The sequence below is a fragment of the Paraburkholderia sediminicola genome, assembly GCF_046027825.1.
GTDB lineage: Bacteria > Pseudomonadota > Gammaproteobacteria > Burkholderiales > Burkholderiaceae > Paraburkholderia > Paraburkholderia sediminicola_D.
Genome location: NZ_JAQQDU010000009.1, coordinates 84,922 through 102,581, shown reverse-complemented (window position 1 = coordinate 102,581; position 17,660 = coordinate 84,922). Strand labels below are relative to the sequence as shown.

General features: G+C 62.3%; 16 protein-coding genes. 7 read left to right on the top strand and 9 right to left on the bottom strand.

Annotated features, from left to right (window positions below):
* Positions 1 to 102 precede the first annotated feature (102 nt).
* Both PQQ96_RS07300 and PQQ96_RS07295 read left to right on the top strand, forming a co-directional pair.
* Complete coding sequence (locus PQQ96_RS07300; RefSeq protein ID WP_408290475.1) at positions 103 to 1,482, top strand: isoxanthopterin deaminase; 1,380 nt, start codon at positions 103 to 105, stop codon at positions 1,480 to 1,482.
* Between the two features lie 42 nt (positions 1,483 to 1,524).
* Entirely contained in the window at positions 1,525 to 2,256 is a 732-nt protein-coding gene (locus PQQ96_RS07295) for a maleate cis-trans isomerase family protein (protein WP_408290399.1), read from the top strand.
* Positions 2,257 to 2,266: 10 nt separating this feature from the next.
* Here PQQ96_RS07295 and PQQ96_RS07290 read toward each other — a convergent pair whose 3' ends face one another.
* From PQQ96_RS07290 to PQQ96_RS07280, 3 genes are all read right to left on the bottom strand, one after another.
* A complete protein-coding gene (locus tag PQQ96_RS07290; protein ID WP_408290397.1) occupies positions 2,267 to 2,734 on the bottom strand; it encodes a PPC domain-containing DNA-binding protein in 468 nt (155 codons plus the stop codon).
* Positions 2,731 to 3,264 carry a PPC domain-containing DNA-binding protein gene (locus PQQ96_RS07285; protein ID WP_408290395.1) on the bottom strand — a complete coding sequence of 178 codons (534 nt, stop codon included), beginning with the start codon at positions 3,262 to 3,264 and terminating at the stop codon, positions 2,731 to 2,733. The genes PQQ96_RS07290 and PQQ96_RS07285 overlap by 4 nt, the downstream gene beginning before the upstream one ends.
* A gap of 168 nt (positions 3,265 to 3,432) precedes the next feature.
* Positions 3,433 to 4,332 (bottom strand): LysR family transcriptional regulator, encoded by a 900-nt coding sequence (locus PQQ96_RS07280; protein ID WP_408290393.1) that lies wholly within the window; start codon positions 4,330 to 4,332, stop codon positions 3,433 to 3,435.
* Positions 4,333 to 4,524: 192 nt separating this feature from the next.
* Here PQQ96_RS07280 and PQQ96_RS07275 point away from each other — a divergent pair, with 192 nt between their 5' ends.
* Positions 4,525 to 5,676 (top strand): sigma-54-dependent Fis family transcriptional regulator, encoded by a 1,152-nt coding sequence (locus PQQ96_RS07275; RefSeq protein ID WP_408290391.1) that lies wholly within the window; start codon positions 4,525 to 4,527, stop codon positions 5,674 to 5,676.
* Between the two features lie 73 nt (positions 5,677 to 5,749).
* Here the strand turns inward: PQQ96_RS07275 and PQQ96_RS07270 are convergent, their stop codons facing one another.
* Positions 5,750 to 6,655, bottom strand: coding sequence for a DMT family transporter (locus PQQ96_RS07270; RefSeq protein ID WP_408290390.1), 906 nt, complete (start codon positions 6,653 to 6,655; stop codon positions 5,750 to 5,752).
* A 144-nt stretch (positions 6,656 to 6,799) separates the two neighbouring features.
* Here PQQ96_RS07270 and PQQ96_RS07265 point away from each other — a divergent pair, with 144 nt between their 5' ends.
* A complete protein-coding gene (locus PQQ96_RS07265) occupies positions 6,800 to 7,612 on the top strand; it encodes an AraC family transcriptional regulator (RefSeq protein WP_408290388.1) in 813 nt (270 codons plus the stop codon).
* 79 nt (positions 7,613 to 7,691) lie between these two features.
* On the opposite strand, the gene PQQ96_RS07260 is transcribed toward PQQ96_RS07265, so the two are convergent.
* On the bottom strand, positions 7,692 to 9,287 hold the full coding sequence (locus tag PQQ96_RS07260) for an acyl-CoA synthetase (protein WP_408290386.1): 1,596 nt from the start codon (positions 9,285 to 9,287) through the stop codon (positions 7,692 to 7,694).
* Between the two features lie 68 nt (positions 9,288 to 9,355).
* Positions 9,356 to 10,522 (bottom strand): acetyl-CoA acetyltransferase, encoded by a 1,167-nt coding sequence (locus tag PQQ96_RS07255; RefSeq protein ID WP_408290384.1) that lies wholly within the window; start codon positions 10,520 to 10,522, stop codon positions 9,356 to 9,358.
* Positions 10,523 to 10,907: 385 nt separating this feature from the next.
* Here PQQ96_RS07255 and PQQ96_RS07250 point away from each other — a divergent pair, with 385 nt between their 5' ends.
* The 3 genes from PQQ96_RS07250 (at position 10,908) to PQQ96_RS07240 (ending at position 14,726) form a co-directional block, all read left to right on the top strand.
* Positions 10,908 to 11,927 carry a TRAP transporter substrate-binding protein gene (locus tag PQQ96_RS07250; protein ID WP_408290382.1) on the top strand — a complete coding sequence of 340 codons (1,020 nt, stop codon included), beginning with the start codon at positions 10,908 to 10,910 and terminating at the stop codon, positions 11,925 to 11,927.
* Positions 11,928 to 11,933: 6 nt separating this feature from the next.
* Positions 11,934 to 13,817, top strand: coding sequence for a TRAP transporter large permease (locus PQQ96_RS07245; RefSeq protein WP_408290381.1), 1,884 nt, complete (start codon positions 11,934 to 11,936; stop codon positions 13,815 to 13,817).
* A gap of 108 nt (positions 13,818 to 13,925) precedes the next feature.
* Positions 13,926 to 14,726: an SDR family NAD(P)-dependent oxidoreductase gene (locus tag PQQ96_RS07240; RefSeq protein ID WP_408290379.1), complete on the top strand. Its 801-nt coding sequence runs from the start codon at positions 13,926 to 13,928 to the stop codon at positions 14,724 to 14,726.
* A 52-nt stretch (positions 14,727 to 14,778) separates the two neighbouring features.
* Here PQQ96_RS07240 and thrS read toward each other — a convergent pair whose 3' ends face one another.
* The 3 genes from thrS to PQQ96_RS07225 form a co-directional block, all read right to left on the bottom strand.
* Positions 14,779 to 16,068 carry a threonine--tRNA ligase gene (thrS, locus tag PQQ96_RS07235; protein ID WP_408290377.1) on the bottom strand — a complete coding sequence of 430 codons (1,290 nt, stop codon included), beginning with the start codon at positions 16,066 to 16,068 and terminating at the stop codon, positions 14,779 to 14,781.
* Between the two features lie 251 nt (positions 16,069 to 16,319).
* Positions 16,320 to 16,715, bottom strand: a complete 396-nt coding sequence (locus tag PQQ96_RS07230; protein WP_408290375.1) for a lysozyme inhibitor LprI family protein — start codon at positions 16,713 to 16,715, stop codon at positions 16,320 to 16,322.
* A 57-nt stretch (positions 16,716 to 16,772) separates the two neighbouring features.
* A complete protein-coding gene (locus PQQ96_RS07225; RefSeq protein WP_408290374.1) occupies positions 16,773 to 17,660 on the bottom strand; it encodes a DMT family transporter in 888 nt (295 codons plus the stop codon).

Here is a 17,660-nt window from a genome sequence, read left to right as displayed (position 1 = left end):
TAGCAGCCAATAGCACCCGATGCAGCATAGGGAGCGCGGTCGCCACATCTGACTGGACACGCGGCCGCTTCGCGGCAACTGAAAGGACATTGAATCGTGAGCATGCAAACTGAAGCGTTGCTGATCAAGAACCCTGTCGCGGTGATGAGCGGCCGAAGCGGCGATAAAGCCCGCCTGGGTCAGGTCGATCTGCGGATTCGCAATGGCCGTATTGAGACCATCGCCCCCAACCTCGAACCGCGCGCCGATGAACGCGTGATCGACGCGCGTTCATGCGTCGTTTATCCGGGTTGGGTGAACACGCATCACCATCTGTTCCAGAACCTGCTGAAGGCGGTGCCGTCCGGCATCAACGCCGATTTGCAGGAATGGCTGGCCGCCGTGCCGTATCCGCGTCTGGCGCGCTTTACGCCGGACCTGGCGCGTGTCGCCGCACGTTTGGGTCTTGCCGAACTGCTGCTGTCCGGCGTGACGACCTGTGCCGATCATCACTACCTGTATCACGCCGAAGGCACCACCGAAACCGGCGATCTGCTGTTCGACGAAGCAGCATCGTTCGGCATGCGCTTCGTGCTGTGCCGTGGCGGCGCATTGCAGGCGGCGGGCGATCACCCGGGTTTCTCCAAAGTTGCGCTCAAGCCGGAAACGCTCGATCAGATGCTCGCCGACATCGAACGCCTGAAGTCGCGCTATCACGATGCGGGCGATGCTTCGATGCGTCGCGTGGTGGTTGCGCCGACCACGCCGACGTTCTCGTTGCCGCCGGAACTGCTGCCTGAAGTCGCGCGAGCGGCGCGTCGCATGGGTTTAAGGCTGCACACGCACCTTTCCGAAACGACGCGTTACGTCGACTTCTGCAAGGAGCGCTTCAACAAACTGCCGGTCGAGTTCGTCGCTGATCACGAATGGCTCGGGCCGGATGTCTGGTTTGCCCACCTGGTACATCTGCAACCGAGCGAAATCGCGATGCTCGCGGAAACCGGCAGCGGCTGCTCGCACTGTCCGGTGAGCAACGCGCGCCTCGGCAGCGGCATTGCGCCTGCACCGCAGATGGCAGCAGCGGGCGTGCCGATGTCGCTGGCAGTAGACGGCGTCGCCTCGAACGAATCCGGCAGCATGACCAACGAGGCGAACTTCGCGTGGTTAGTACATCGTGCGGCGCAAGGGGCGTCGGCGACCACTGTCGAAGAGATCGTTCATTGGGGCAGCGCGGGCGGTGCCGGCGTGCTCGGTCTCAATGCGGTCGGCACGCTCGAAGTCGGCAAAGCTGCGGATTTCGTGCTGTACGACGTCAGCGATCTGCGCTTCAACGGTTTCCATGATGCGGCGGTGGCGCCGGTGACAGCGGGCGAACCGGCTCGTGTGCGCTACAACGTGGTGAACGGCCGCGTGGTGGTGGACAACGGTGTGATTCCGGGCCTCGACCTCGAGCAGCTTCGTTATGAAGCGGCCGAAGGTGTGAAGCTATTGCTTGCCGACTAAACCACTCACGCACGCAAGCCAGCACCAACGGGACACGTCGCCATGCAACACAGAAGAATCCGGCTCGGCATTCTCACGCCTTCGTCGAACACGGCGCTAGAACCCATCACCGCGGCGATGCTAAGCGAGCTGCCGCACGTCAGCGCGCACTTTGCGCGCTTCACGGTCACGGAGATCGCATTATCGGAGCAGGCGCTCGGTCAGTTCGACGCGAGCCGGATTCTGGCGGCCGCGCGTCAACTGGCCGATGCACGGGTCGACGTGATCGGCTGGAGCGGCACGTCGGCGGGATGGCTGGGATTCGACCGCGATCGAGCGTTGTGCCGCCATATCACCGAGGCGACGGGTATTCCCGCGACGACCTCCGTGCTGGCGCTCAACGAAATCTTCGATAAAACGGGGGTACGGCGGTTCGGTTTGGTGTCGCCATATATCGACGATGTTCAGCAGCGGATCGTGCGCAACTACGAGAAGCTCGGCATGGAATGCGTGGCGGAACGGCACCTCGGCTTGCAGGACAATTTCAGTTTTGCCGAGGTGCCGGATACACAATTGGCAATCATGATGCGTGAGGCGGCGTTTGCGAGACCGGATGCGGTGACGACGTTCTGCACGAATCTGCATGCCGCTCATCTGGTGCGAGCGTTTGAGATGGCTACGGATATTCCCGCTTATGACACAGTGGCAACCGTGGTGTGGAAGTCGTTAAGAATGTTGGATGTGGATACGAAGCCACTCGCGAGTTGGGGCAGGTTGTTCATCGACGTGGCGTAACGTCGCGAGATCAGGCGTCACAGCGGCTCGTCAAGCACACCCCGCCTGGCCGTTCCGCATCCGCGAGCCACTCCTGCAGCGTCACCTCCACAGTGATAAACGTCAGATTCATGCCGCGCACCACGCGCCCGGCAAACACCTGGCTATCGGTGCCGGAGAGAATCGCAGTGAGCTCCGTCGTACCCGCATGGTCGCGACCCGCCACGGCGCCCTCCACTTCACCGAACAGCCCGACGATCTCCACGCCCGGCCCCTTCACGATCTGCGTGGCCTGCGCAGCGCCCACGCCGCTCGACAGAGCGCCGTCGATCAGACTGCCGACCGCGCTGCGCACGACGGCACGCCCGATACCGTATTGCGCGCACAGCCGCTCTAGCGATTCGACAATGTCCTCATTCGGCTTCAACCGCGCGATCACCGTGCGTCCGTAGTGGCCGGCCTCGAGCTTGACCTCGGATGGGTTGGATAACGAAGTCATGCTGCGTCCTCCACCGTGGGTCCAAATAGCGTGTAGCGGGTTTCCTCGTCGATGTATTGCGTAAAGCCACCGTGCGCAAACGCGCACAGCCGCAACACCAACGGTTCGCCACCCACTTCAAGACGATCAAGGATCACATGTCCGCCGTGCAGCCGTCCATCGCCACCAACGAACGCACCGTGGCAATGCAGCGCGACGCTGCCCGCCCGGTCCTTGCCGATCGTTACCGCACCGTGCAGCAACGCGACTTCGTCATTCTCCAGGGTTGGGGTGCCGTAGATATAAGGACGCTCGCCTTGCGCCGCCTTGATGACGACGTGGTACTGCAGCGCGCGCGCCGTGCCGCTGCAGATCCGGCCGGTGGCGCCGCAGAAACCGTGGCGCATCATCAAGTCGCGCAGCACTGTGCCGGCATTGTGTCCACTGGGTATTTCAACGCGCAGTTCGCGCGGCTCCCGCACCACCGTGGCCAGCACCCGCGGGTAAGCGGCTGCGCCCGGATGACGGAATGCTTCTGTCTTTGACGTCATAGGAGGGTCAGTCAGGTAATTTTCGACACCCCTCTTTAGCAACTTCAATGCCATTTTAGCGCGAGACACCGGGTGCAAGGCGCAGCACGCCTCCGCGCGCATGACGCCACCACCGCATCCACGACATCTGTCGCGCGCGGTGCTACAGGTGTCGTGCTTATGTGTGCCCTAACTGCCTGACCGCGACCCAACAAGCCCCAATTGCGCGGCGATATCGACAAAGCGCGCAACGCAGGGATTCAACGTATCGGGACTCCAAACCAGCGCCACGTCGACATACGGTGCATGCGACAGCGGTATGAACTTGACGTTATCCGCATGGGTGGCACGCATCGAGCTATGCACGAGGGCAACACCAAGCCCCTGTGCGACGAGGTTCACGATAGTCTGCTGGAAATTGGTCTCCAAGCGAATGCGTGGCGTAAACCCCGAGCGCCGGCAGTGTTCGACGATCGTGTTGTAGATGAAGGGCGAGGCCGCATGCGGCGAGATGATGAACCATTCGTCGCGCAACTCGGCAATGGAAATCTCCGCCCGCGTGGCGAGCCGGTGTCCTTCGGGCAGCACGGCGACCAGTTGCTCACTGAAGATCGTGCGGGTTTCCAGTTCAACCGCTGAATCAGATGGATACATGATGCCGACGTCCGCCTTACCGGCACGGATATCAGCCACCAATTGCGTGGGGATGCTTTCGCTCAACTTCAACTCGACGCGCGGAAATGCCGACGCATACGCACGCGTCAGCACCGGCACGATGCTGTACGCGGCGGCGAACATGAAGCCCGCCATGAGCGTGCCCTCCTCGCCAAGGTCGGCCGCACGCGCATGACCACGCGCCTGATCGACGGTGGCCATCACCGTCTTGGCGTCGCGATAGAAGCGATGCCCCGCTGCCGAGAGCCGCACGCTGCGGCGCGTGCGATCCAGCAGCACGACGCCCAGTTCCGCTTCGAGCAAGGCGATCTGCCGCGACAGCGGCGGCTGCGAGATATTGAGCAGCGCCGCCGCCCGTCCAAAGTGCAGGGTCTCCGCAAGTACGACGAAATAGCGTAGTTGCCTCAGCTCCATGCCTGCCCCAAGTGTGCAAATAGGAATCCGACTTATACCTAATCGGTATCAGTCGTCGCATCATAATGTATTGGAGACTATTAATGAATCGCACTATGCTTGGTTTCGGAGACAAACCGCTGGCAGTTTTTTCGATCCGCCGGGCCACAAGCCGGGCCGATCCTGCCAATCAGATACATACAGAGAGATGCCATGACCGCCCACGACCCGTTGGACCGCGCCCGTGCAGACTCATCTCGCTCATCCGGGCTACCGCTTAGCCGACTATGTGGCGACGATCCTACGATGCTGGCCACGCTAACGCGTGCCCGCCTGCTCATCGACCGGCAGCTTCCCATTCTGATTCTCGGTGAAACCGGCACCGGTAAGGAATATCTCGCCCGTGCGCTGCACGACTACAGCAACCGCCGGCAGGCGGCGATGGTGTCAGTGAATTGCGGCTCGATTCCCGAAAATCTGATTGAAAGTGAACTGTTCGGCTACGCACGCGGCGCATTCTCCGGCGCGCTGTCCACCGGCATGAAGGGCAAGGTGGTGCTCGCGCACCGCGGCACGCTGTTCCTCGATGAAATCGGCGATATGCCCGCTGCGCAGCAAACCCGCTTACTGCGCGCGCTATCCGAGCGCGAAGTGACGCCGATCGGCTCGGCCGAACCAATCGCGGTCGATTTGCAATTGATCTGTGCGACGCATCAGAACATCGAATCGCACGTCGAAGCGGGGACCTTCCGCGAAGATCTCTATTACCGGATCGCCGTGGGGATTGTGAATCTGCCGCCAGTACGCGAACGGCAGGACCGCGCATGGCTGCTGCAATCGATCCTTGAATCTGAAGCACCGGGCATGACGCTCGACGCCAACGTCGACAGCGAAGCCCGCGAGATTCTGCTGCACTGCACATGGCCGGGCAATCTGCGACAGATGCGTGCGGCAATCCAGTACGCCTGCGCGGTGAGGAACGGTGAGCTGATCCGCGCGGGCGATCTGCCTGCCAATGTGCAACCGGGTAAAGGTCTCGGGGTTCGCATCGGCGCGCGTTCTACACTTCACGTGGCATTGGAGGCGACGCCACGTCCGTACGCTGCATCACATGACATCGGCTACGCCGCAATGAACGGCATAGCGCACACTGCGCGTCATGCTGAAGCACCTCGCATGCCGGTCGCGCCGCCGAGTGAACGCGACAACATTTTGCGCGCGCTGTCCGCTAGCCGCTGGAATATCTCGGCCGCGTCGCGTGAACTCGGCATTTGCCGCGCGTCGTTGTATCGCAAACTCAGGCAGTTTCGCATTCCGCACGTACGTGACCTTGGCAGCGATATGCTGATGGCGGATCGCGGCTAGGCGCATACCTCAACGCGGCGACGTGTTTGCCGAGACACGCGCCCCGTCTGTATCGATACCCACGTAGGGTTGCTTATTCCTGCACTGTGGCCGCTCGCTCTGCGGGCCGCTTGAACATTTGCGCGACGATCACGCCGACGAGCGCGGTACCGCCACCGAGCACGTGATACATATGCAAGGTTTCGCCGAGCATCGCGATGGCAATGAGCGCGGTCGCGATCGGCAGCACATTCATGAATAGCGCACAGCGATTCGGGCCGAGATGCTTGACGCCCTGCATCCATAGAAACGGCAGCACCACTGAGGCTAATACACCGGCGTACAGGATCAATGGCAGACTCGCGCGCGTTGGCACGGCTTCCGCCGCCGGCAGACGCAGCAGCATCGGCAGCATGAACACCAGCGCGAACAGGGCCTGCAGGTAAGTGGATTGCCACGACGGCAGCCCTACATGCCAGCGTTTGAGCAACACACCGTACAGCGCATACGCAAGCGCGGCGAAGATCATCAGCAGATCGCCAAGATGCGCGCCGTTGGCGAGCAGCATCGCGGGGTTGCCTTGCGTGATCAGATACACGACACCGGCCAGCGACAGGATCCCGCCGCCCACCATCCCGGTGGTCGGCGCTTCGCCGAGCAGCAGCGTGCTCGCCACCATCGTCATCAACGGCACCAGCGCTGTGATGATCGACATGTTGGTCGCCGTGGTGGTCTTGGCCGCCTCATACGAGAGGCTCTGGAACAGCGCCATCGCGAGAAAGCCGAGCACGGCGAGCTTCGGGAGTTGCGGCACGATCGCCGCGCGATTGCGCCAGGCCGGCTTCAGCGTGAACAGGCTCATGAGCGCGACAGCCAGCAATAGACGGTAGAACGTGATCGCCGACGGGTCGATCGTGCGGGCGGATAACTTCGACACGACAACATTGCCGGCCCACAACAGGATTGCCACAAAGGGAAACAGGAAATACGATTTCTTCATATCACGCTCTGGCTGGTTATCGATGGGATTCGGGGGCTCCGAAGTGACATGAAATCTTGCGCTCGCACGTAAGGTCCGTCTCACGCCAAAAGGTCTTTACCTGTCGCAAAACGGTCAAACACCCGATGAAGGGCAATACCTCGAATGAACGCGCGAACCCCAATGCCCGCGGCACACCACACCGAAACGCCGACCGCACCCGGCGCGCATGTGCCGTTCGAGAGCACACCCATGCCGGTGTCGGCGATGGCCGTGTGGTATCCGCACGGCACCGTGATTGCGCCGCACCGTCATCGGCGCGCGCAATTGCTGTACGCAATCGAAGGGGTGATGCAGATCGAATCGGCGACCGGTTCGTGGGTCGTGCCGCCCACGCGTGGCGTGTGGCTCGAACCGGGCGTCGATCATTCGGTGCAGATGAGCGGCGACGTGAAGATGCGTACGGTATTCGTCGAACCCGGCGCGACCGCACATTTGCCCACCCGCAGTTGCGTGGTCGAAGTCCATCCGCTGCTACGCGAACTGATACTCGCGGCGATCAGCGTGCCGCTCGATTACACCGTCGGTTCGCGCGACGATCATCTGATGCAGTTGCTACTGGCAGAGTTGAATGCGGTACCGTTGTTGCCGCTGTATCTGCCGTGGCCGAGCGATCACCGGTTACGCGAGGTGTGCAACAGCCTGCTGGCCGCACCGGACGACAATCGCACCATCGGCGCGTGGGCGGGCACGCTGGATGTATCGGAGAAGACATTCCACCGCTGGTTCCAGCGCGAAACCGGCCTTACGTTCGGCCGCTGGCGCCAGCAGGCCCGTCTTCTGCTGGCGCTCAAACGCCTCGCGCATGGCGAAAAGATCATCGCGGTCGCGATGGATCATGGCTACACCAGCCAAAGCGCTTTCGCGGCGATGTTCAAGCGGCATTTCGGCGTGGTGCCGTCCGCGTTCTACGCGTAGGTCGACTTCCGGATTCGACGCGCAGTCAGCGAACAGTTACACCCAACTTGAAACCTCTGCAACTCAGCAACTCTTTGTTCTACATGCGGTGGACTTCGTCGGCGACAGCCTCTTGCGGCGCAGCCAGCAAAGCCTTGATATCCTTCTTGACGATCTTGCCGTAAGCCGACTTGGGCAACGCGTCCCAGAACACGCAGCGTTTCGGCCACTTGTAGCGCGCGAGATGCGGTTCCAGATGCGTGAGCAACGCTTCCTCTTCCAGCGCCCAGCCTTCGCGTCGCACCACCACCGCGACGCCGACTTCCCCCCACTTCGGATCCGGCATGCCGACCACCGCGACTTCCTGCACGGCCTTGTGCGTGAGAATCGCTTCTTCGACTTCACGTGGATAGACGTTCGAGCCACCGGAGATGTACATGTCCGACGAGCGTCCGGTGATGTACAGGAAGCCCTGTTCGTCGAGATGACCCAGATCGCCGGTATGGAACCAGCCGTGACGGAAGGCCTTATCGTTCGCCTCGTTGTTGTTGTAATAGCCGATGAACACCGCCGGCCCGCGCACGCAAATTTCGCCGCTCGCGCCCGCCGCGAGGCGATGGCCTTCGTCGTCGAGAATGCCGATTTCGATGCCGGTGCGCGCGTAGCCGCAGGTGCCCACGCGACTGTCGGCGGCATGATCGTCGGCGGTGTGCAGCGAAGGCGGCAGCACGGTGATGTTGCCGGTTACTTCGCCGAGGCCGTAATACTGCACAAGCACCTTGCCGAGTTTGCCCAGCGCATGCTTCTGATCGCCGCGATACATCGGCGCGCCGGCGTAAATCACATACTTCAGTGAACTGTGATCGTAACGATCCACCGATTCATGCTCAGTCATCATCTTGACGATGGTCGGCACGGTGAACATATTGTCGACGCGATGTTCCTGCACGAGTGCCCACGCTTCTTCCGCATCAAGCTTCTCCGACGCCGGCAGGACGCTAGCCGCCGCGCGCGCAACATTGACCATCGCGTGAATGCCCGCGCCGTGCGACAGCGGCGCGACCACGAGCGAGCGCGACCGGTGCGTTAAACCGGGCATCAGATCGGCAATGTGATTGGTCAATACGAAAGCCATCTGCCCATGTGTGAGCACACCGGCTTTCGGACGTCCCGTCGTGCCGGACGTATAGAAGAACCACAACGGATCGTCGCGATCCACGTCGACAGCGGTGAACGGCGGTGCGTCCATCTGCTGGGCGAGTGTTTCGTAGGCGAGTTCGCCCACACGCGGCGGGCCGATCGCGATCACGTGCTGCAAGGCGGGTGACGCAGCGCGCACCGCATCGACGTGAGCGTCGAAGCCGGCTTCGTAGATCATCGCCCTCGCACCGCTCGATTCGCCGAGATACGCCGCTTCCGCGGCGGTAATCCGGCAGTTGGTCGGCACCCACACGGCGCCGAGCTTGAACGCGACCCACGCGCTTTCGAACAGCGGCAGGTTGTTGCGCGAGTGCACGAGAATCTTGTCGCCCTTGCCGATGCCGAGCCGGCTCAACCCGTGTGCGACGGCGTCAACGCGCGCGTTGAGGTCCTGCCAGCTCGTGCTGCGCCCGGCGTGGATGAAGCCGGGTTGATCGGCGTGGCGTCGGGCTGCATCGGTCAGCAGATTCCCGAGGTTCATGACGGTGGTCAGCATAAGCAGGTGCTTTGAAGAATGAGAAGTGGAGAGACCCCACATCGGGGGTCCAGGTTATTGGATGCCGTTCAGCGGCGTGCTTCGAGGATGCTCAAATAGTTGGTCACCGCCGCGCCGCCCATGTTGAAGACGCCGGCCGTGCGCGCATTCGGAATCTGCATCGCACCGGCCTGGCCGGTCACCTGCATGGCCGCCATCACGTGCATCGACACACCCGTCGCGCCGACCGGATGCCCCTTCGCCTTCAACCCGCCCGAGGCGTTGACCGGCAGGCGTCCTTCTTTCGTCGTCACGCCGTCGAGAATCACGCGCGCGCCCTGGCCCGGCTCTGCAAGACCCATGGCTTCGTATTCGATCAACTCGGCAATCGTGAAACAGTCGTGCGTTTCAACCAGCGACAGATCGTCGAGCGTCATGCCGGCTTGCGCCAAGCCTTGTTTCCACGCGAGCCGCGCCCCTTCGAAGGCGATCGGATCGCGCCGCGAGAGCGGAAGATAGTCGCTCACCTGGACCGTCGCGCGAAACTCGACCGCATGACGCGCGCGCCGCGCGATGTCCGGTGAAGCAATGATCAATGCCGCCGCGCCGTCCGAGATCATCGAGCAGTCGGTACGCTTCAGCGGCCCAGCGACGAACGGATTCTTCTCCGACGGCGTGCGGCAGAAGTCATAGCCGAAATCGCGGCGCATATGGGCATACGGATTCGACACACCGTTGTGATGGTTCTTCGCGGCAATCGCAGCGAGTGCGTCCGACTGATCGCCATAGCGATCGAAGTACGTTTGCGCGAGCTGGCCGAAAATACCCGCGAAGCCGCCCGGCACGTCCGCCTCTTCGCTCGCATACGAGCACTTTTGCAGCACCTTCCCAACTTCGGCGGTCGGCAGGCTCGTCATTTTTTCGTATCCGATCACCAGCGCGCAGGTCGAGCGTCCCGAGCGGACCGCATCGAGCGCGGAATACACCGCAGCCGAGCCGGTCGAGCACGCGTTTTCACAGCGCACGGTCGAGGTGAAGCGCAACTCAGGAATCGCGTTGAAGACCAGCGCCGACGGAAAGTCCTGGTAGACGAAGCCGCCGTTGAAGGTGCCCACGTGAATCGAATCTATCTGATCGGCGTCGATGCCGGCGTGATCGAGCGCGCCGAGCGCGGTATCGGCAATCATGCGCTCGATATCGAGTGCATCGAGTTTGCCGAACGGGATGTGGCTCCATCCGATGATGGTCGGTTGCATTGCGAACGACTCCTTGACTGAGTTGGCTGCGACATGGCCGATCTCCATGCAAGACCCAGGCCAATCGGTCCCGGCCACGATGCGGACGGCACGACGCGTGGGCAGCGCCCGCCGCGCCAACGCTCGCCAGGCCAAGCAACGGCAGCCGATCCCGCCCCTGCACGGCGCGTGAACCCGCCGTTCAATTCGCCGTATGCGTGCGACACAAAGCGTGCGACAGGTGTCGCATCCGCTCGACACCTGGACCCTCTCTTCAGCCTGGCAATAACCCTCGTGTGCGGCGTCGACGCCAACACCCGCGCCGCTTGCGCCAAATGGCATCCAATTTGCTTTTAGTTGGGCACCCGCTTTCGACGCGGCAAACATAAAACCCAGGAGACAGACGATGAGCGTTACCACCCGGCGCGACTTTCTCAAATGCGCCTCTCTTGCCGCCGCCGCTTCGTTTGCCGGCCTGCACGGCCGCAACGTGCACGCTGCGGAGTTCACTCTCAAGTACGCGAACAACCTGCCGGCCACCCATCCGATGAATATCCGCGCGAAAGAAGCCGCCGCGCGCATCGCGTCGGAAAGCAAAGGACGCGTCGATTTCCAGGTGTATTCCAACAACCAGTTGGGCAGCGACACCGACATGCTGTCGCAAGTCCGCTCGGGCGCGATCGACTACTTCACGCTGTCGCCGCTGATTCTCGGCACCCTCGTGCCGGCTGCGCAGATCACGGGCGTCGGCTTCGCGTTCAAGGACTACGGCCAGGTGTGGCCCGCGCTCGACGGCGCACTCGGTGCGCGCGTGCGCCAGGAGATTGCGAAGACGTCGGTGTTCGCGTTCGAAAAGATCTGGGACAACGGTTATCGCCAAACCACCACCAGCACCAAGCCGATCCACCTGCCGGGCGACCTGAAGGGCATCAAGCTGCGCGTGCCGATGAGTCCGATCTGGACGTCGATGTTCCAGGCACTCGGTGCGTCGCCGGCAAGCATCAATTTCTCCGAGGTGTATTCGTCGCTGCAAACGCGCGTGGTCGAGGGCCAGGAGAATCCGCTCGCCACCATCACCGCGGCCAAGCTTTACGAAGTGCAGAAGTATTGCTCGATGACCAATCACATGTGGGACGGCTTCTGGTTCCTCGTGAACAAGCAGTCGTTCGCGCGCCTGCCGAAAGACCTCCAGGTCATCGTGCAGAACGCCGTCAACGACGCGGCCATGCAGGAGCGTGGCGACGTCGCGAAGTTGAACGCGTCACTGATGCCCGAGCTGAAAGCGAAGGGCCTGCAGTTCAACGATGTCGATATCAATGCATTCCGCCGCCAGTTGACCACGACGGGCTTCTACGCCGACTGGCACAGGAAGTTCGGCGACGACGCGTGGACTGCCCTCGAAACATACACCGGCAAACTCGCCTGACGCACCATGCATCTGACCTTGACGAAGAAACTGGAAAACGACGGCTGGCTCGCGCGCGGCCTGACGACGGCCGTCGATTGGGTGATGCACGGCGTAGGCGCGGTGGCGGCCTGCCTCGTCGTCGCCGAGACGGTGATTCTGCTGTGCGGCGTGATCTTTCGTTATGGGCTAAACCAGCCGCTGATCTGGTCCGACGAACTCGCGTCGATCCTGTTTAGCTGGCTGGCCATGCTCGGCGCCGTGCTCGCCTTGCACCGCGGCGCGCATATGCGACTCACTGCGATCGTCACGCGCCTGCCGGAGAAATGGCGCGGCTGGCTCGAAGCGGTCAGCGCGCTGACGGTCTGCACCTTCGTCGCGCTGATCATCACGCCGGCCATCGAGCACATGAACCTGCAGATGCCGGTCAGCACGCCCGCTTTGCAGTTGCCGGACGGCTGGCGTTGCGCCGCGTTGCCGGTCGGCGCGGTATTGATGCTGTTGGCGGCACTCGCCCGCATCGCACGTGAAGTGAGTCCGGGACAGTTCGCCGGCGCCTTGCTCACTGCGGGGGCAATCGGCGCCGGGTTGTGGATCGCGCAACCTTATCTGCTCGCGCTCGGCAACCTGAACCTGATCGTATTCTTCGTCGTGCTAGTGGGACTGTGCGTGGCGGGCGGCGTGCCGATCGCATTCAGCTTCGGCACCGCGACGCTCGCCTATCTGGTGCTGATGACGCATGCGCCGCTCGGCATCGTCGTGAGCCGGATGGATGAAGGGATGGCGAATCTGGTGCTGCTGGCGGTGCCGCTGTTCGTGCTGCTCGGCGCCTTGCTGGAATTGAGCGGGCTCGCGCGTTGTCTGATCGACTTCATGGCTGCGTTGCTCGGTCATGTGCGCGGCGGCCTGCAGTATGTGCTGCTCGGTGCGATGTTTCTGGTTTCCGGCATCTCCGGTGCGAAAGCCGCGGACATGGCAGCGATTGCGCCCGCGCTCTTCCCGGAAATGCAACGACGCGGCGCCAAGCCCGAGGAACTGGTCGCGCTGCTGTCGTCGACCGGCGCAATGACCGAAACGATTCCGCCAAGCCTCGTGCTGATCACGATCGGCGCGGTGTGCGGCGTGTCGATCACCGCGCTGTTCGTTGGCGGGATCATGCCGGCCGTGGTCGCGACGATCGCAATCGGCTTCGTCTGCTGGCGGCGCGCGCGGCACGAACCACCGAGCAACAGCACGCGCGCGCCATGGCGCACGATTCTGCGCACCTTTGTGATTGCACTGCCCGCGCTCGCGCTACCGATGCTGATTCGCGTGGTGGTGATCGAAGGCGCGGCCACTGCCACTGAAGTGTCGACCATCGGTATCGCGTACACGCTGATTGCGGGCGTGCTCCTGCATCTGTGCGGACGCCGGATCGAATGGCGCCGCCTCTATTCGCTGCTGCTCGATACCGCGAGTCTGTCCGGCGCCATTCTGCTGATCATCGGTTTGGCCACCGCGATGGCCTGGGCGCTGACGCAATCGGGCTTCTCCGCGTCGCTGGTGGCGGCGATGGAACAGATACCGGGCGGTCCGCGCGCGTTTCTGTGCGTCTCGATTGTGTTGTTCGTGGTGCTCGGCAGCGTGCTCGAAGGCATCCCCGCGATCGTGCTGTTCGGGCCGCTGCTGTTTCCGGTGGCGCGGGCGCTCGGTATTCACGACGTTCACTACGCGATGGTCGTGATCCTCTCGATGGGACTCGGTCTGTTCGCGCCGCCGATGGGCGTCGGCTTCTATGCCGCGTGCGCAATCGGCAAGGTGTCGCCGGATCGGGTCGTGAGCCGCGTGTGGGGTTATCTCGGCGCGCTGTTCATCGCGCTGCTGGTGGTCGCTTTCGTGCCGTGGTTGTCGATTGGGTTTTTGACGACGTGATTGCCCTTTAGCGCCTGTTTTTCGACCTGCGCTTTTTGATAGCTGCTTTTTGATCTCTGTTTTGAAGCCGATTTCTTTCCACTGTTTCCCATCATTCGAGAGTTCGCAGTGAACCTGAATACTGAAACTTCCCGTCGTGGCCGGTCTTCCCTCAACCATCCGCGCGTCGCGCTCGTCACGGGCGGCGGTAACGGGATCGGCGCGGCCATTTCGCAACAGCTTGCTGAAGCCGGGCACATCGTCTTCATCGGCGACATCAACGCGCATGCAGCGAACGATCTCGCGGGTTCTCTCTGCGCGGCGGGTCACGAAGCGTATGCAGTACAACTCGACGTGTCCGCACCGGCCTCGATCGACGCCGCGTTCAACGCCATCGAGAACCAGTTCGGCCGCTGCGACATTCTCGTGAACAACGCCGGCATCGCCAAGACGTTTCCGTTTCTCGACTATCCGGTCGAACACTGGCGCAAAGTCTTCGACGTGAACGTGACTGGGCCGATGCTCTGCGGCCAGCACGCCGCCCGGCTAATGCGCAAGACCGGCTGGGGACGAATCGTGAATATCGCCTCCGTCAGCGGATTGCGCGCGAGTTCGGGACGCACCGCCTACGGCACGTCGAAGGCCGCAGTGGTCGGGCTCACCCGGCAGATGGCGATTGAGCTCGCTGAATACGGCATCACGACCAACGGCGTCGCGCCAGGGCCGATCGACACGCCGATGACACTCGATCTGCATTCGCAAGTCGCGCGCGACAATTACACGCGTGCGGTGCCGGCGAAGCGCTACGGCGTCCCGGCGGAAATCGCCGCCGTGGTCGGCTTCCTGTGCTCCGAGCAGGCGTCGTATGTGAACGGCCAGACAGTACCGGTGGACGGCGGTTTCATGGCGGCGGGTGTGCTGGAGATTTAGGGGGACGCCATCACCGGCGGCGAGCACACGCCGACCGGTGATGGACTACCCGTCACAGAGTGGATCGCAATGGCGGCGGCAGCGCAGCCAACCGCAAATTTTCGACACCCTCCGCGAGCGCAAGCGTCGACTGCTGCCCGTCGCGCAGGCGAATACTGATCGTCCGGTCGCGCTCATCGCGCGAACCAACTGCGACGAAAATCGGCACCTGCTTTTCCCTTGCATCGACGATCTTCTTCTCCAACCGCTCGGGTCGGTTGTCGAGCAGCGCCCTGATACCGGCTTCGTCGAGCGCCTGCATCACTTCCTGCGCGTAGGCCGCGTTCGCATCGCTGATCGTCGCGACCACGACCTGCTCCGGCGCGAGCCACACCGGCAGCCATCCTTCGTGATGTTCGAGCAGCATCGCGATGAAACGCTCCATGCTGCCAAGCACCGCGTGATGAATCATCACCGGCCGCTCGCGTTCATTGCGCTCGTTGACGTACTCCGCATCGAGCCGCTCGGGCAGCACAAAATCGAGCTGAATCGTGCCGCATTGCCAACTGCGTTCACGGCTGTCCGTCAGATGAAACTCGAGTTTCGGGCCGTAAAATGCGCCCTCGCCTTCGAGGATGTCGAACTCGAGACCCGCTGCACGCGCCGCATTTGCGAGCGCATCTTCCGCGTGATCCCACGTTTGATCGTTGCCCGCGCGCATCGCGGGCCGCGTGGCGAGCGCTACTTTGAAGGCTGGGAAGCCGAGGTCCGCGTAGACCGTCCGCAACAGCGAACAGAAGCTGACGACTTCGGCTTCGATGTGTGCCTCCGTGCAGAACACATGCGCATCGTCCTGCACGAATGCACGCGTACGCTTGAGCCCTTCAAGCGACCCCGAGGGCTCGTCACGATGACACGCGCCGAATTCGCTATAACGAACCGGTAACTCACGATACGACCGCACGCGCTGGTTGAACACCTGCACGTGACACGGACAACTCATCGGCTTCAGACACAGCGCGCGCCCTTGTTCCGCATCGCGTGCTTCAGCGCCACCCCGTTCCACAGGGCCTTGCTCCGCTTCGGCAAACGAATACATCGCCGCGCCAAACTTCTCCCAATGGCCGCTTTTCTCCCACAACGAGCGCGCCAGCAATTGTGGCGTACGGATCTCCCGAAAGCCCGCGCACCGCATGCGAGCGCGAATATAGTCTTCCAGCACGCGGTACAGCTCCCAGCCACGTGGGTGCCAGAAAACCATGCCGGGGCCTTCTTCCTGCTGATGGAAGAGGTCGAGTTTATTGCCCAGTACACGATGATCGATGTCGTTCACAGTCATGCTCCGTTTGGTTGGATGTTGCAAATCCTGTAGATGGATGCCGCAAACGGAGGTCCAGAAACGCCAAAGGCCCCGTCCGTTTCCGGCGGGGCCTTTGGTGGTCTGCCACAGCTTCTTGCTTCTAGCGTGCGCAACCTCCAGACGACCCGCCGGTGAAGGTGGTCGTCGTGGTGGTGACGGCAGCGAAGGGAATCGAGTGGAAGTCCATGGATCGACAGTAAACGATTTTGTGAGGACACGTCAATCGCAATCTCGACGAGCACGTGCTCTCGCGGTCACTGCTGGCCGCAGCCGATGTCGCCTTCTGCGCAGTGCAATTGCTCGTCGAGCAGCTTGGTTTGCGCTTCTGTGAGGCGGCTCAGGCAATACAAGTGAATCATCGGCTGGGCGCTGTAGGATGTCGGCGACGAAGTCTGGAACTCGCATTGCGCGTCGCGATAGGCGACCCATGCGCGCTCGGCCCTCTGCAATCGCGGTTTGCCTTGCGGGCTGACCTTCTTCAGCAACTTGCTGTAGGTCTCGTTCAGTTTCTTGTCGGCCGCCTGATAGTCGAGGTCGGCGCACTGGTTGAGTGTGGCCTGATCGGATGCGTTCTTGCAATCGATGGTCTCGGCGTGGGCGCGGATGCCAACAAACAGAAAAGGCGTGGCAAGAATGAATAGTCGCTTCATATGCGGTCTCCGGACTTGAGCGACGACAGCATAAACCACTGCGCCATGCGGCACGTCTCAGTCCGCGCGACGGCGTCGCAGCGCGAGCCGCGAACGCGACGTCAACATCCCGATGTTAAACGTGAGGGCAATCAGGATAACCGCGCCGCCGATCAGGCCGAACGCCGAAGGACGCTCGCCTAAAATCAGCCAGATCCAAACCGGTCCGAGCAGTGTTTCGAGCAACAGAATCAGGCTGAGCTGTGGCCCTGCAAGAAAGCGCGTGCTCAAACCGATCAGGCCGAATGCGATCGGCACCACTACGCCAGCCTCAATGCCCATCCAGTGCCATTGCAGGTTGTCGACGAAGCCCACGCGATCAAGCAACGGTAGCACGGCACACGCGCTCAGCAGACCACCGGCGGCGGGCGCCAGCGCCATGTTTGCGGCACTCTTGCGGGAAACCACAAAGGCAGCGCTCATCGCCAATGCGCTCGCCACTGCCATGGCGTTCCCCGAGGTCTGTAGGTCACCGATGCTGCCATGCTGAACCAGGCCGATGCCGCCGAGCGCCACCAGCATCGCCAGCCAGGTCGGCGCGGGTGTCCGTTCGCTCAGCGCCAGACGAGAAAGCAGCGCCGCAAACAGTGGCGTCGCGGAAATAATGAACAGCACACCTGCGGCATCGGTACAGCGCAGCGCGTACACGAAAGATAACGAAGCGCTCCCGTAGCAAAGCGACGCCAACCAGAACAGACGTTGCTTGATCGAGCACGCCAACAGGGTTCTTCCACGCGTAAAGCAAATACATGCGGCCACGCTGGTGGCGAACATGAATACGCCGCGCCAGAAGGCAATCTGCAGCGGATCGACCGGACCGACGAGACGGACCAGCAAGGTGTCCACACTCAGAATCAGCACACCGGAGCATGCATATAGAACGCCGCGATGGCTGTCGCCGCCCAT